This window comes from Pseudomonas sp. C9, from assembly GCF_002000165.1.
Classification (GTDB): Bacteria; Pseudomonadota; Gammaproteobacteria; order Pseudomonadales; family Pseudomonadaceae; genus Aquipseudomonas.
Window position 1 is genome coordinate 1,697,084 of record NZ_MPAK01000001.1, and the last position, 13,786, is coordinate 1,710,869.

Here is a 13,786-nt window from a genome sequence, read left to right on the forward strand (position 1 = left end):
TGCCGAACACGTTGCCGCCTCGACAGGAACCGGGATGTCTTGCATGAACCGACGCGGCTGCCGTCATGTACCACCATCATGAAAGGAATCCATGATGACTTCCGAACCGATCAACGCCCCCTCCTCCGCGAACAATATATTGCTGATCGTGGATGCCGAATCACTGCTTTCACGTTATCCGCAACCCAGTCTGAAACCGCCATTACCAACGGTGATTGAAGAGGGTTTCATCCTCGTCATCGGTGGAGGCAAAAGTACAATAAATGACAGTAAAATTACGTTACACACGAGTAACGAAACGACATTCCATCTCCGTGGAAGGACCATCAGCCTACTGGCCGAACACAGCGTGGTGTTTTACGAGATATCAGTGGGCGATGCCGGCGTACTGTCAGCGCCCGAATTGGTGGTCCATGGCAACCTGACGGTGCCTGTGCCCGACCCGGCAACGCCGACGGAGCCGGGTAACCACCAGGCCGATGATCATTATTGGAAATGCACTCGACGGTCCTCAGGCGTGGAGACGTGTGAGCTGAATTTCATGCTGATCGACAAAAACTGCGAGGCGCTGGGCTACTTTAGTTGGGCGGTTGAAGTGGAGTTGACGTAGCAAACAGCACTCGCGAGAAATCGGCCGCATAGAGCAATGCCGTTTGATTAATAAAATGGGAGAGCGAAGAAGGGGCCTGTGGCGAGGGAGCTTGCTCCCGCTGGGGAGCGAAGCGTCCCTAAAAATGGGACTGCTGCGCCCGAGCGCGGACCAGTCCAACGGGAGCAAGCTCCCTCACCACAAAATCAATATCACCTGACAGGTTTTTACAGGCATAGAGCAAGAGTCGTTAATCGTAATACCCAACAGTCTTCTTCAAGTGATCCGAATACTCGTAGATGTCATCAATTGAGTTGATCGCATGCCGGGTTTCATTCTTCTCTTCGTCAAATATGCCGATGTATTTCTGTGAACGATTGAAGTGCAGACGGCAGATCGGTTTACGGTTGTTATCGTCCAGCAGAATGCCGAAGTAACTTTGAGTATCGCGCTGAACAATCCGCTTGGCGTCGACAACGGAGCGCACCACAGCCCGGACGATGTGATAACCCTCCAGTTCTTCCAATGTCGTCAGCACCTTGTCCTCTGACTCGTCCCGCACATCCGCCTGCTCAGCACCGCCAGAAGTAACAGGTAAAGAGGCTAAAGCGGGTTGGATTGCACCGCTCATCGCCGACTTGAGCCGTTCGTTGATTTGGTCATTGAGAAATTGCATGACTGCTTTTCTCGTCAGCTCATGAAACTGCTCGCGGACCTTCTGAGTAATCACTCCGTCGTAGACACGCGAAGCGAACACTTTCACAAAGTCGTCATCGGGTTTGCTGACCTGTGCAGCAATGACCTTTTTGATTTGACTGACGTATTTCAACTCACCGGCGGCGCTGATGATCGAGTCCACATCGAAAGCGGATTTAGTGAGCTTCACCAGTTCCGGGACCGAGTACTCGTCGATGTCCAACAGGTCGAGTTCAAGAAATGGTTTCTCATCCATTTTGTTAGGCGCATCCAGGTCGGTGAAAAATTTGTAGACCTGACCGTTAGTGAGGATGGAGATACGAGCGCTCGTGACATGGAAGTAACGAAACAACTGAGATGCATGATTGATGTGCAGTGGCTCGCCTATTTTTTTGCACTCGATAAGGATCTGAACCTCTCCAGCTTTCATGATGGCGTAATCAATTTTTTCTCCCTTTTTCGTTCCGATATCGCAAACGAATTCAGGAGTTACTTCAGTCGGATCGAACACGTCGTAGCCCAACACCGTGCTGATAAAGGGCATGACAAAGGCGTTCTTGGTCGCTTCTTCCGTCTGAATTGCAGCGCTCTGCAAACGAACTTTTGCGGCCAGGCTTGCTAACTTTTCGAAGAATTCCATGAGTGACCTCTTAGCGGGTGTCTATCCGTGTGTTTGGATGCTGGCAAATTGACTGCCTTTGATACTAGACACAAACCGGCACAAAGAAAGATTCCAACCAGGATTGGCGAATTAAAGACGTTTCCTTCATCTGAATCCGACGCAATGCAGGTTTCCAATCAATCCACAAAGCCAATCAGAATTTTCAACCCGCCCGCACTGTCACACCTTCAGGTACTTCCCCAATAAGGAACACGGCCATGAAATTCGCAAAGATTTCGCAGAAACTCGCCCTTTGGGCCGGTAGCCCAAAGACATTCATGGGGGCGCTGATTCTTATTGGCTTGTGGGGCCTGAGCGGGCCGATTTTTGATTTCAACGACACTTGGCAACTGATCATCAACACGTCGACCACCATCATCACGTTCCTGATGGTGTTCCTGATCCAGAACACGCAGAACCGCGATACCGACATCTTGCACTTGAAAATCGATGAGTTGCTGCGGGTGAACAAGGAGGCGCAGAACGCCATGCTGGGGCTGGAGTTGCTCGATCTCAAGCAACTGGAAGCACTGCGCAGACACTATCGCGCCATGGGCGAAAAAGATGTGCATGGCCTGGCAGGGCTGGCGACGTCGAGTCAGCGCAAGCAGGATTTGAACGAGTGCTGAATCCAAACAAAACGGCGCGTGATGTGAATGACGCGCCGTTTGCTTTAAACACCCCCAAACCTGGTGCTAGCGACCGGCTTGCAACGCCTTGGCCATCTGCAGGTGGTTTTGCAGTTTGGGCAGGGTCTCTTCAGCAAACGCCTTGATTTGCGGGATGTCGGTGGTCTGCGCTTCTTGCTGAAGTTGCTCGATGGCTTCCTGCGTGGTTTTCACCTGACTGGCGGCGTACGCCTCATCGAAGGTTTCGCCGTCCATCACTTGCGGCATCAAGGCTTTGGCCTTGTCGACCACCTCTTCGCGCGGGGCTACCGGCAAATCCAGCTGTTTGGCGATTTTCGCCAGGTGCTGGTTGGCGGTGGTGCGGTCGTTGATGACGACAATGGTGTAGTCCTTGACCTCTTTGGATTCGGTTTTCTGATGGGCCAGGCGACTGGTTTCAATATCGGCCATGCCTTGGGCCGAGGCCTCGTTGATGAATTCTGCGGGGGACTGGGCAAAGGCACTGCCGGCACACAGGCCCAGCAACGTAGCAAAACATACATATCGTATTCGGGTGGCCATCCGGATCATGGTCGCGCCCTCCTTCTGAAAAATTCAAGCGGGAGCTTTCGCCCCCGCCTCTCATCAAAACCACCTTCAATCACTACTTGGATTTCTGACCTCCTTTGCGGCCCATTTCGGGCTTCGAAGGGTCTTTGTCGACAGTCGTAGTGGTGGTTTTCCCACCCTTGCGACCGGCTTCAGACGCCTTCGTTCGATCGTTAGCGAAGTTTCCCGAGTTCGAGTTTCTTGAGTTAGGCATGATTCTCTACCTCTTGGTAATGACCCAGGCGAGCAGCAGCCCGCATAGAATCAGAATTGAGGCGCACTGAAAGGTTTAGAAAACCTGATAACGCCGCGACGAACGGCAGCGGATATTTCAGGTGTCGAGCCGCAGGTGATGCCGGCGCTTGGCGGTGTACATAGCTTCGTCGGCATGCCGGAACAGCTGCTTTTCTTCGGTACCGTGCTCGGGGTAATGAGCGACACCGATACTGACCTGGATGTTCAGGCTGTGCCCGTCCAGACGCAGCGGCTGCGCCAGAATCTGAAGGATTTTCCCCGCCACGCTGTCGGCGTCTTCCGCGGCCTGGATGCTGTGCAACAACACCACAAACTCATCCCCGCCGATGCGCGCCACGGTGTCAGTTTCGCGCACGCAACCCTTGAGCCGATTGGCGACCGCTTGCAACAGCATGTCGCCCACCGCATGGCCGTGTGTGTCGTTGACGTTTTTGAAGCGGTCAAGGTCGACGTACAGCAACGCCATGCGCCCGCTATCTGCCCGAGCCAGCGCCAGTGACGCTTTCAGACGATCACGCAGCAGCTCGCGATTGGGCAGTTGCGTCAGTTGGTCGTACTGGGCCATTCGCTGCAACCGGGCATGCAATTGCTTGCGCTCGATGGCAGTCGCGACCTGGGCGCAGACATATTGCAGCAATTCCTTGTCCCGCTCGGTGTAGCGCTCTCCGCCGGGAATGCTTTTGACGATGAGCGCGCCAATCGTTCCGTTTTTCGAGTTCAGCGGAACGCCCAGCCAACACGGCGAATTCGGCCCGGAGACCAACATCTCAAAACCTTCGTGCGAATTTTCCTGGCCCGGGGTCAGCAAAATCGGCAGGCCACTGCGGATCACTTCCGCACACAGACGCCCGGTCATGGTGCCGGGCTGTTCGGGTTGCAGTTCCTGATCGTCGACGTGATACGGAAAATTCAGCTGCGCGCAGTGTTCGTCATACAGCGCCACCGAGAAATTAAGCGCCGGCAGCCATTCGCCAATGATCAAGTGAATGCGCTTGAACAGCGCCAGCAAATCTTCCGCCGCGTGAGCCGCTTCGGAGATCGCGTACAACGCCGCTTGTCGGGACTCGGCCAGCTTGCGTTCGGTGATGTCCCGGGCCACGGCGATGCGTAACTGATCGACTTCCGACCAACGCGCCGACCAGAGGATATGCACCACCTGGCCGTCCTTGCGTACGTAGCGGTTTTCGAAATTGAGTTTGGGCTCACCGCCCATGATCTCCCGCGCGGCGTCGAGGGTGCGCTGGCGATCGGCCGGGTGCACCAGATCAATCATTGGCTGGCCGATCAGTTCGTCGGGGGTGTAACCGAAAATGCGCTCGCAGGCCGCACTGACAAAAACGAAGCGACCTTGCTTGTCGACGGCACACACGGCGTCCAGCAAAAGATCGATGTAGCTCGCCAACGGCGCGGAGTTTCTGGATGCCATGGTGCCCTGCATGTGGCCTCAAGCCTTGTTCGTGACCAGCCCCGGCAACGCGTGCGCCAGGGCATTAATGGCAAAACCGATAAACATTACCCCGCACAACCGGGTGATCGCCAGTTCATGGCGCTGATACAAGGTGCGGACCTGCCGCGCGCCCACGATGCCGATGAGAATAGCGTAGGCGATCAGGCCTCCAACAAAGCTCAGGACGATCAGCCACGGCAGCATCGACCAGTGCAACAGTTCTGCGCGGCTGGACAACAATGCGGTGAAGGTGGCCACCGCCACCGGGTAAGCCTTGGGATTGGTCAAACCGAACATGATGCCGTGCCAGAACGGCTGGCGAGCCGGGCCCTGAGGCGCTTCGGCACTGCTGCGCTTGGCCCGTACTGCGCGTAAACCCAGCCAAAACAAATACAGTCCGCTGAGCACACCCAACACATCAAACGCAGTACTACCGATTTCGCGTGCGCCGACAATCGCAATCAGTGCCGTGCTGCACCAGACCACATCCCCCAGCAAATGCCCGCACAAAAACCCCGCCCCCGCCCGTCGCCCATGCGCCGCACCGATCCCGAATACCGCCAGCACACCCGGCCCGGGGGTGATGCCGTAGATAAAACCCGAGGTAAGAACGGCCATTAGCAGGGATGGGGTCATAGAAAAACTCTTTTGAACCACTTAGTGAATGGACGCCAGTCTATATCAGGTCCAGCAACATCGACTTACAGATCGTCGAAGAACTTCATCCCCGCATACGGCCGCTGCCGGCAGGCCGCCAGGCGCGACGCCAGGTCACCCACATGGGCTTCCAGCTTGTGACCGTCCGGATCAAGGAAGTAGAAGGACGCGCCCTCGCAGCGATTGTCGCGCCATTCCTGCACGTGGGCAGCTCGAAGGCGCTCGACGAAACACGGAAAATCCGCCACCTCGAGGCTGAAGGCGTAATGGGTGTAGTCGGCGGCAGGCTCGGGATGGCGCAGCGGGTCGAGGGATAGACACAACCATAAACCCGGCAGCGACAGGTAGGCACCGGTATCCCAAGTGGCTTCGAGGCGCAGTTGCAGGAGGTTCTGATAGAACGCCACGCTGCGGTTGAGGTCGGTGACGGCGAGGGTCAGGTGGTTGAGGCCTGTGAGCAATTTGATCGCCTCAAGAGTTTGGAGTTGAGTCAGTGGACATGTCACCGCGCACTATCCCCTGCGCAATCCGCCCATTCAACCAATTCAACGCCTGATCCCCACCCCGCCGTTTGTGCCACGCCAACACAAAGGTGAACGACGGAATATCAAACGGTGGCGGCACGACGACCAGCGACTGTTTATCAATATCACGCAGCCCACGGGACGCCACCGTCAGAATCAGATCAGTACCGCTGATGAATACCGGGGCGACGCTCCAGTGCGGCAGGCTGATCGCCACGCGACGGCGTTCGCGCAGTGCGGTCAGGGCCCGTTCGATTTCCGGGGTGCCGCTGCCGCGCATTTCCAGCAGGACGTGCGGTCGCGCGAGGTAGGTTGGCAGGTCGAGGATGCCATTGGCGGGCAGGCTGTAACGGTCGACGAGGCACACGTAGTGCTCTTCGAACAGCGGTGTGCTGCGCAACTCATTCGGCAATTCGGGAAAGACCCCCACCGCGACGTCGATATCACCATTGAGCACGCCCTCGATCATGCCTTCGCGGCTGGCGTGGCTGATTTGCAGGTCAATGCCCGGCGCTTCCCGGCGCAAGGTTCGAATCAGCCCCGGCAAGATAATCGCCGCGCCGTAATCCGACATCGCCAGGCGAAAGGTGCGCTTGGCGGTGGCGGGATCGAAGGTGTTTGGCGCCAGCAGTGATTGCACCTGAGCCAGGGCTTCGGCCAACGGTGCGACCAGTTCCAGCGCACGTGGCGTCGGCACGAGTGTGGCGCCCGCGCGCACCAGCAGCGGATCGCCGAGCATGTCGCGCAGTCGGGCCAGCGCGTGGCTGACCGCCGGCTGGCTCAGGTGCAGGCGCTCGGCAGCCCGGGTCACGTGTTGTTCGCTGAGCAATGCGTCGAGAATCACCAGCAAGTTGAGGTCGATGCGTCGAAGATCATTCATTTGATGCATGTTCTGTATAGCAAACCGGAATTTAAATTTGCGTGACGAATACCCTACAGTCCAGCGAATCCTGTTGGAGAACACATCATGAGTACATTGCACTGGACCGGTCTGTTGCTGCTGGCGCTGATTGCCGGGGCGGTGGTGCCCTTTCAGAGCGCGATCAACGCCAACCTCACGCGAGGCCTGGGCCATCCGTTGTGGGCGACGCTCGCCTCGTTGCTGGTGAGTATTGTGGTGTTGCTGCCGATCATCGTGGCGCTGCGCTTGCCGTTGCCGTCGCTGGCCTTTATCACCCGGGCACCGCTGTGGATGTGGGCAGGAGGCGCGTTTGGGGTGTGCTTTATTTCGTTGGCGTTGATGCTGCTGCCCAAGCTGGGAGCGTCAGGCTTTATTGCGCTGGCGTTGGCGGGGCAAGTGGTGGCGTCGCTGGTGCTGGATCACTTTGGGTGGTTTGGATTGATGGAGCGGCACATGACGTTGCCTCGGGCGTTCGGGGCCGTCTTGTTAGTGGCGGGGGTGGTGTTGATTCAGTTGGGCGGCATGACGGAAAAAGCCATCGCCGCAACGCCTTGAAAACCTAAAGATCGCACCCTCCGGCAGCGCCTGCGTGGATGCGTGGTCCACGTAGGTGCTGCCGGAGGACGATCTTTAAAACTTGTCCAGCGTGCGCAACTTCTGCGGCAACCCCCACAACAGCAGCGCCACCGCGATCAACGCGCAGACACCGATGACATACAGGGCCGGTGTGGTGCTGCCGGTCAGGTCCTTGATCCGCCCGACCATCACCGGGCTGACGATGCCGCCGAACTGACCCAGGGTGTTGATCACCGCAATCCCGCCGGCGGCCCCTGCGCCAGCACCGGCCAGCAGTTTGGGTGGCAGGGTCCAGAAGCTCGGGATGGACGCGATAATGCCGGCACCGAGCAGGCCCAGCGCGACAATCAGAAAGGTCGTGTGGTTGGCGAAGATCCCGGCGCAGAAGAACCCCACCGCCCCCACCGCCACCAGCCCTGCGACAAACTTGCGCCGCTCGCCGGTCGAGTCAGACAACCGCCCGATCACCACCATGCTGATGGCGCCGCAGATGTAAGGAATGGCGGTCAGCAAACCGATCATCACCGGGCTCTCGGTGCCGGCACTGCGAATCAGTTGCGGGGCCCAGAAATTCAAGCCGTAGGACGCCACCTGGATCAGGAAGTAGATCAGCCCCAGCGTCAGGAAACCCGGAATTCGCAGCGCGGCGAGCAACGAGCCGCCACTCTTGTGCGGTTCATGCTGAGCGATGCGGCTGGCCAGCAGCGTCTTCTCGGACGGCGTCAGCCAATGGGCATCTTCGATGCGGTCCTTGAGCAATGTCAGCACCAGCAAGCCGAGGCCGATGCACGGCACGCCGCCGAGCAGGAACAGCCAGTGCCAGCCACGCATGTCAAGGAAGCCGTCGAGATGTTGCAGCACCAATCCGGAGAACGGCGCGCCGACCAGGCCGGCAAATGCCGACGATAGAAACAGCATCGACGTGATGCGTCCGCGATAGTGCTGCGGGAACCACAGCGTCAGGTAATACAGCACGCCCGGCGCAAACCCGGCTTCCATCGCGCCAATCACAAAGCGCAGCGCGTAGAACTGCCATTCGCTGTTGACGAAGACCATGGCCGCCGTGGCCAGGCCCCAGGACATCATGATCCGGGCGATCCAGCGCCGCGCGCCGACCTTGTACAGCATCATGTTGCTGGGCACTTCGAATATCACGTAACCGACCACGAACAACCCGGCACCCAGGCCGTAAGCGGTGTCGCTCAGGCTCAAGTCGGTTTGCAACTGGAACTTGGCGAAGCTGATGTTGATGCGGTCGAAAAACGCGAACAGGTAGCAAACCATGATCAGCGGCATCAGGCGCCAGGCGACCTTGCTGACCAGGGCTTTTTCTTCGTCGTGGCTAACGGACGGGCTCACGCCCGCCTCCAGTACATTGAGGCTCATGATGATTCTCCAGGCGGACTTCCCGTGGGTGTCCGATTGTTTTTGTTGTCTGGTTGAGATGCTTTTTTGCAGGAGCCGAGCTTGCTCGCGATAGCGGTGGTTCAGTCGACATCAATGTTGGATGCGACTCTGTCATCGCGAGCAAGCTCGGCTCCTACAGGGATTCGGTGTGGTCAGGAAGGCACGGGATGCAGGTCGCAATTGCGTCCGGCCTTGGCCAGTTGACCGGGCACTTCGTGACCTAGCAGCGCCGGCAATCCTCGGGACAGTTTCAGCAGCAGAGGCAAGTCGATGCCGGTTGGAATACCGATTTCATCGCACAGGTTGACCAGGTCTTCGGTGCAGATGTTGCCCGACGCACCCGGTGCAAACGGACAACCGCCGAGCCCGCCCAGCGCGGCATCGAAACGTCGGGCGCCGGCCTCGTAGGCGGCCAGCACATTGCACAAGCCAAGGCCGCGAGTGTTGTGGAAATGCAGGGTCAAATCCGCTGGCGAGACCCGTTGCAACACCCGGCGCACCAGCCTGTCGACCTGTCGCGGGTTGGCCATGCCAGTGGTGTCGGCCAACGTGATGCCCTGGATGCCGAGTTCCTGATAGGCCTCGACGATTTGCAGCACCCGGTCCTCATCGATCTTGCCTTCGAACGGGCAGCCGAAGGTGGTGGCGATGCTGGCGTTAAGGCGCACCGGCGTGCCCTGAACGTAGTGCACGATCTCACCGAATGCGGCCAACGAGTCTTCGCAACGCATGCGCATGTTCGCCAGGTTGTGCGTCTGGCTGGCGGACATCACCAGATTCAGCTCATCGGCCCGCGTCGCCAACGCCCGTTGCGCGCCTTTGAGGTTGGGGATCAGCGCAACGTAGATCACTCCCGGTTGGCGGGTGATGCCCTTGAACACCGATTCACCGTCACGCAACGCCGGGATGGCCTTGGGCGACACGAACGAGCCGGCTTCGATCCGGCTGAAGCCGGCCAGCGACAGTTGATCGATCAGGGCAATCTTGTCGACGGTTTCAACCCAGGTTGGCTCAATCTGCAAACCATCGCGCGGGGAGACTTCCTGAACGATCAGGGTCTGGGAGTAATCAGTAATCATTGCACCACTCCTTCAGCTTTCAGGCGTTCGATGTCCGCCCCCGTGAGGCCAAGCGTCCCGAGGATGTCATCGGTGTGCTGGCCCAGGCCAGGTCCCGACCAGTTCACGCCGCCGGGCGTTTCGGACAGTTTGGGCACGATCCCCGGCATCTTCACGGTGGCGCCACCCGGCAGTTCGGCACTGAGCAACATGTCCCGCGCCTGATAATGCGGATCGGCGACGATATCGGCCACTGAATAGATACGACCGGCCGGGACTTCGGCCGCTTCCAGCGCCGCCAACACGGCATCGATCGGCAGGCTGCTGGTCCAGTGGGTAATGGCGGCGTCGAGCACATTGCTTTTCAATGCACGCCCGTCGTTGTGAGCAAACTCGGGGGCTTCGGCCAGATCATGCCGACCGATGACCTCCATCAGACGCTTGTAAATCGGGTCGCTGTTGCCGGCGATCACCACGTAAGCGCCATCGGCCGTCAGGTACGTATTAGACGGGGCGATGCCTGGCAAGGCACCACCGCTGCGTTCACGCACATGGCCGAGCATGTCGTATTCCGGCACCAGGCTTTCCATGACGTTGAACACGCTTTCAGCCAGCGATACATCGACCACTTGCCCACCGCCCTGCCCGGTCTTGACCCGCAGCAACGACATCAAGGCGCCGATCACCGCGTGCAGCGAAGCGAGGGAATCGCCGAGGCTGACACCCACCCGCGCCGGTGGTGAACCGGGTGTACCGGTGGTATAGCGAATCCCGCCCATGGCCTCGCCGATGGCGCCGAAGCCCGGGCGATCACGGTACGGGCCGGTCTGGCCGTAACCGGAAATGCGCACCAGCGTCAGGTTGGGATTGAGGGCGTGCAACACGTCCCAGCCCAGGCCGAGTTTTTCCAGGGCACCGGGGCGCAGGTTTTCGATCAGCACGTCGGCACTGGTCGCCAGTTGCTTGACCAGTTCGATGCCTTCAGGGGATTTGAGGTTGAGTGCCAGCGACTTCTTGTTGCGCGATTGCAGGTACCACCACAGCGACGTGCCTTCGTGCAGCTTGCGCCACTTGCGCAGTGGGTCGCCCTGGCCCATGGCTTCGATCTTGATGACTTCGGCGCCGAACTCGGCAAGCATGCGCGCGGCGAATGGCGCGGCGATCAGCGTGCCGATCTCGATCACTTTGATGGCGCTTAAAGGGGCAGACATCGCAAGTTACCTCTTATTCTTGGAATATGTGCCAAGGCTAGAGGAGCGGGGGTCAAGGAATCCAACCTTCAGTTGGCAACGGGCGTTCGTGAAACGCGAACGCTCGGTTGGAGATTGTCGGCAAACTCAGGTCAGTCATCGCGGGCAAGCCCGCTCCCACACTGGATTTATGTCACGCCAGAAAACCCTGTGGGAGCGGGCTTGCCCGCGATGAGGCCCGCCCATTCAACCGAGAATGATCAGACCTGCCCGCGCAACTGTTCAAACAACATCCGGCTCACCGGCGACAACGCCGCTTCGTCCCGCACCACGATGATCAACGCTCGATCCGACCAGTCATCCGTCAACGGCACTGCGTGCAACCCCAGCGCCCGGCCAAACAATTCATAAGCCTTTAGCGGAAGAATGCCGATGCCCATGTTGGCCTGCACCATCCGGCACATGGCGTCGAATCCCGGCACATGAATGCGCAACCGCAGCACTTTGCCGGCCTTGCGAGCGGCGGCATGGGTGCGCATGTTGATCGAACTGGCGGCATGCAAACCCACGTAATCGCTGTCCAGGGTGTCGGCAAACGCCAGGTTCGAACGGCTCGCCAACGGGTGATCGGGCAGCATCAACACCACCAGCTTGTCTTGCCGGTACAGCACGCTGTGCAAACCCTTGGTGTCGCTGTCGATCGAGCAAATGCCCAGGTCCGCCACACCGTCCAGCACCCCTTGAATCACGCCGCTGCTGGGGCGCTCTTCGAGGTCGGTCTTGACCTGCGGATGACGCTCGGAAAAGTCGCGCAAGTCCTCGGGCAAAAACTGAATGATCGCCGACAGGTTGGCGAGCATCCGCACATAACCGCGAATGCCGTGACTGTGCTCGCCCAGTTCAAGGCCCATTTTCTCGACGTTGAACAGCATCTGCCGTGCGTGGTGCAGCAAGGTTTCGCCGGCCGGCGTCAGGGTCATCCCCTTCGCCTGGCGCACGAACAGGCTGATGCCCAACGCGTCTTCCAGCTCCACCAGGCGCTTGCTGGCCGCCGACACCGCGATGGTTTCACGCGCGGCGGCACGGGTCAGCGTGCCCTCTTCATGGACGGCGACGAACAGTTGCAGGGTGAGCAGGTCGAGACGGCGGATCAGGCTTCTTTGCAGCATGGAGGGCTCGATGACTTCTGCGCGGCTGAATGGGCAGGATAACCGGGTTTTGCCCCACATCCACACCGCTATCGCCCTACACATAAATCTCTTGTAACACTCGACCGAAGCGGAAACGGCCGATTCAGCGGCAACGTCGCACTCTGTAAAGTCTGGCAACACACACGGACGGCTTCACCACTCAAGGACAGACACTTCAAATGGACCAGACAACGCACGCGGCAAATACCTTCACCAACTATCGAAAACTGGTCGCGCTGGCCGATCACGACTGGGAAACCGCAGAAGCGGGGAAAGTCGCGGGACTGAATGTCGACATCAGAAGCAGCAACCGCATGGTTGACCAGCACGGACGTGCGTTTCATCACTTCTGCACCACCTCCTACCTGGGCCTGGATCACCACCCTGATCTGCTCGACGGCGCCATGACCACCTTATGGGAAACCGGCACTCTGCGCGTCGCCAACTCAAAAAACCGCTGCAAACTGACGATCCTCGATCAGTACGAAACCGAGCTATCAGCATTGTTCGGCGCCACCTGTTTGAGCACCTTGTCGTGCAGCGCAGCAAGTGCCGGCATCCTGCCGCTGCTGGCCAGCGGCGTGTTCACCGAGAACCGGCCGCCGGTGATGGTGTTTGACCGTTTGGCGCACTACTCGATGAATCACCTCAAAGCCGCCTGCGCCGATGAAACCAGGGTCGTGACCAGTCCGCACAACGACATGGACTTCCTCGAAACCCAGTGCCAGCAAAACAGCAGGGTCGCGTATGTTGCCGACGGTGCGTACAGCATGGGCGGGGTCGCCGACATGGACAGCCTTTTGTATCTGAAGGACCGATATGGGTTGTTTCTCTACCTTGACGACTCCCATGCTCTATCCACCGTTGGTACATTCGGTGCCGGCCTGGCGCGCCCCAGGTTTCAGGCCCTGGAAGATGACGGCCTGATCGTCGCCTCATTGGCCAAGTCATTTGGCGCCAGCGGCGGGCTGGTGATGCTGGGCAATGAACGGCAGAAAAAGCTGATTCAACGCTACGGCGGCCCCAGCAATTGGTCGCAAAGCCTGAACAGCGCGGCCATCGGCGCGGGCAGAGCCTCCATCCAGCTGCATCAAACGCCGGCATTTGCTGCGTTACAGGAAAAACTTCAGGTTAATATCCGCCTCTTTGACAGCCTGATCCGAACCGCACAGCACGGCAGCAACATGGCGATTCGCTTGATCCACTGCGGGGATGCGGCGCCGGCCAACCGCATCGCCATCGAATTGGCCAACCTCGGTTTCTTGACCTCGGCGGTATTTTTCCCTGTGGTTGCACAAGGCAAGGCCGCTCTCAGAATCACTTTGCGGGCGGACATGGAACCGATGCTGATCTGCCACTTTTGTCAGCTCCTCACCGAGCTTATATGTACACCCGCCGCAGTCCTCGGCGACTGAACA

The 13,786-nt window shown here is 58.8% G+C and carries 15 protein-coding genes; 4 read left to right on the forward strand and 11 right to left on the reverse strand.

Annotated elements, in window-relative coordinates; genetic code table 11:
• Positions 1-94: 94 nt before the first annotated feature.
• Positions 95-610 (forward strand): AidA/PixA family protein, encoded by a 516-nt coding sequence (locus BMS17_RS08050; RefSeq protein WP_046029448.1) that lies wholly within the window; start codon positions 95-97, stop codon positions 608-610.
• Between the two features lie 229 nt (positions 611-839).
• On the opposite strand, the gene BMS17_RS08055 is transcribed toward BMS17_RS08050, so the two are convergent.
• The gene (locus BMS17_RS08055; RefSeq protein WP_077430747.1) at positions 840-1,925 is read right to left on the reverse strand and encodes a type I restriction endonuclease; all 1,086 of its coding nucleotides are present in this window, start codon (positions 1,923-1,925) and stop codon (positions 840-842) included.
• Between the two features lie 239 nt (positions 1,926-2,164).
• Between BMS17_RS08055 and BMS17_RS08060 the strand changes: the two genes are divergently transcribed.
• On the forward strand, positions 2,165-2,575 hold the full coding sequence (locus BMS17_RS08060; protein ID WP_046029446.1) for a low affinity iron permease family protein: 411 nt from the start codon (positions 2,165-2,167) through the stop codon (positions 2,573-2,575).
• Positions 2,576-2,641: 66 nt separating this feature from the next.
• On the opposite strand, the gene BMS17_RS08065 is transcribed toward BMS17_RS08060, so the two are convergent.
• The 6 genes from BMS17_RS08065 to BMS17_RS08090 all read right to left on the reverse strand — a co-directional run bounded on the left by BMS17_RS08065 (position 2,642) and on the right by BMS17_RS08090 (position 6,935).
• Positions 2,642-3,145, reverse strand: coding sequence for a DUF4142 domain-containing protein (locus tag BMS17_RS08065; RefSeq protein WP_046029444.1), 504 nt, complete (start codon positions 3,143-3,145; stop codon positions 2,642-2,644).
• A gap of 73 nt (positions 3,146-3,218) precedes the next feature.
• A complete protein-coding gene (locus BMS17_RS08070) occupies positions 3,219-3,377 on the reverse strand; it encodes a KGG domain-containing protein (RefSeq protein ID WP_077430748.1) in 159 nt (52 codons plus the stop codon).
• Positions 3,378-3,494: 117 nt separating this feature from the next.
• Positions 3,495-4,844 carry a diguanylate cyclase domain-containing protein gene (locus BMS17_RS08075; RefSeq protein WP_046029647.1) on the reverse strand — a complete coding sequence of 450 codons (1,350 nt, stop codon included), beginning with the start codon at positions 4,842-4,844 and terminating at the stop codon, positions 3,495-3,497.
• Positions 4,845-4,862: 18 nt separating this feature from the next.
• Entirely contained in the window at positions 4,863-5,501 is a 639-nt protein-coding gene (locus BMS17_RS08080; RefSeq protein ID WP_077430749.1) for a LysE family translocator, read from the reverse strand.
• Between the two features lie 65 nt (positions 5,502-5,566).
• Positions 5,567-5,983: a fosfomycin resistance glutathione transferase gene (fos, locus tag BMS17_RS08085; protein WP_077430750.1), complete on the reverse strand. Its 417-nt coding sequence runs from the start codon at positions 5,981-5,983 to the stop codon at positions 5,567-5,569.
• Between the two features lie 10 nt (positions 5,984-5,993).
• Complete coding sequence (locus tag BMS17_RS08090) at positions 5,994-6,935, reverse strand: LysR family transcriptional regulator (protein WP_077430751.1); 942 nt, start codon at positions 6,933-6,935, stop codon at positions 5,994-5,996.
• A gap of 78 nt (positions 6,936-7,013) precedes the next feature.
• Between BMS17_RS08090 and BMS17_RS08095 the strand changes: the two genes are divergently transcribed.
• Positions 7,014-7,502: a DMT family transporter gene (locus BMS17_RS08095; RefSeq protein ID WP_046029437.1), complete on the forward strand. Its 489-nt coding sequence runs from the start codon at positions 7,014-7,016 to the stop codon at positions 7,500-7,502.
• Between the two features lie 75 nt (positions 7,503-7,577).
• Here the strand turns inward: BMS17_RS08095 and BMS17_RS08100 are convergent, their stop codons facing one another.
• From BMS17_RS08100 to BMS17_RS08115, 4 genes are all read right to left on the reverse strand, one after another.
• Positions 7,578-8,909: an MFS transporter gene (locus tag BMS17_RS08100; protein ID WP_077430752.1), complete on the reverse strand. Its 1,332-nt coding sequence runs from the start codon at positions 8,907-8,909 to the stop codon at positions 7,578-7,580.
• Positions 8,910-9,082: 173 nt separating this feature from the next.
• Positions 9,083-10,009, reverse strand: a complete 927-nt coding sequence (locus tag BMS17_RS08105) for a hydroxymethylglutaryl-CoA lyase (protein ID WP_046029435.1) — start codon at positions 10,007-10,009, stop codon at positions 9,083-9,085.
• Positions 10,006-11,199, reverse strand: a complete 1,194-nt coding sequence (locus BMS17_RS08110; protein ID WP_046029434.1) for a CaiB/BaiF CoA-transferase family protein — start codon at positions 11,197-11,199, stop codon at positions 10,006-10,008. The genes BMS17_RS08105 and BMS17_RS08110 overlap by 4 nt, the downstream gene beginning before the upstream one ends.
• A gap of 239 nt (positions 11,200-11,438) precedes the next feature.
• Positions 11,439-12,347 (reverse strand): LysR family transcriptional regulator, encoded by a 909-nt coding sequence (locus BMS17_RS08115; RefSeq protein ID WP_077430753.1) that lies wholly within the window; start codon positions 12,345-12,347, stop codon positions 11,439-11,441.
• A 200-nt stretch (positions 12,348-12,547) separates the two neighbouring features.
• Here BMS17_RS08115 and BMS17_RS08120 point away from each other — a divergent pair, with 200 nt between their 5' ends.
• Positions 12,548-13,783: an aminotransferase class I/II-fold pyridoxal phosphate-dependent enzyme gene (locus tag BMS17_RS08120; protein ID WP_077430754.1), complete on the forward strand. Its 1,236-nt coding sequence runs from the start codon at positions 12,548-12,550 to the stop codon at positions 13,781-13,783.
• The last annotated feature ends 3 nt before the right edge of the window (positions 13,784-13,786 follow it).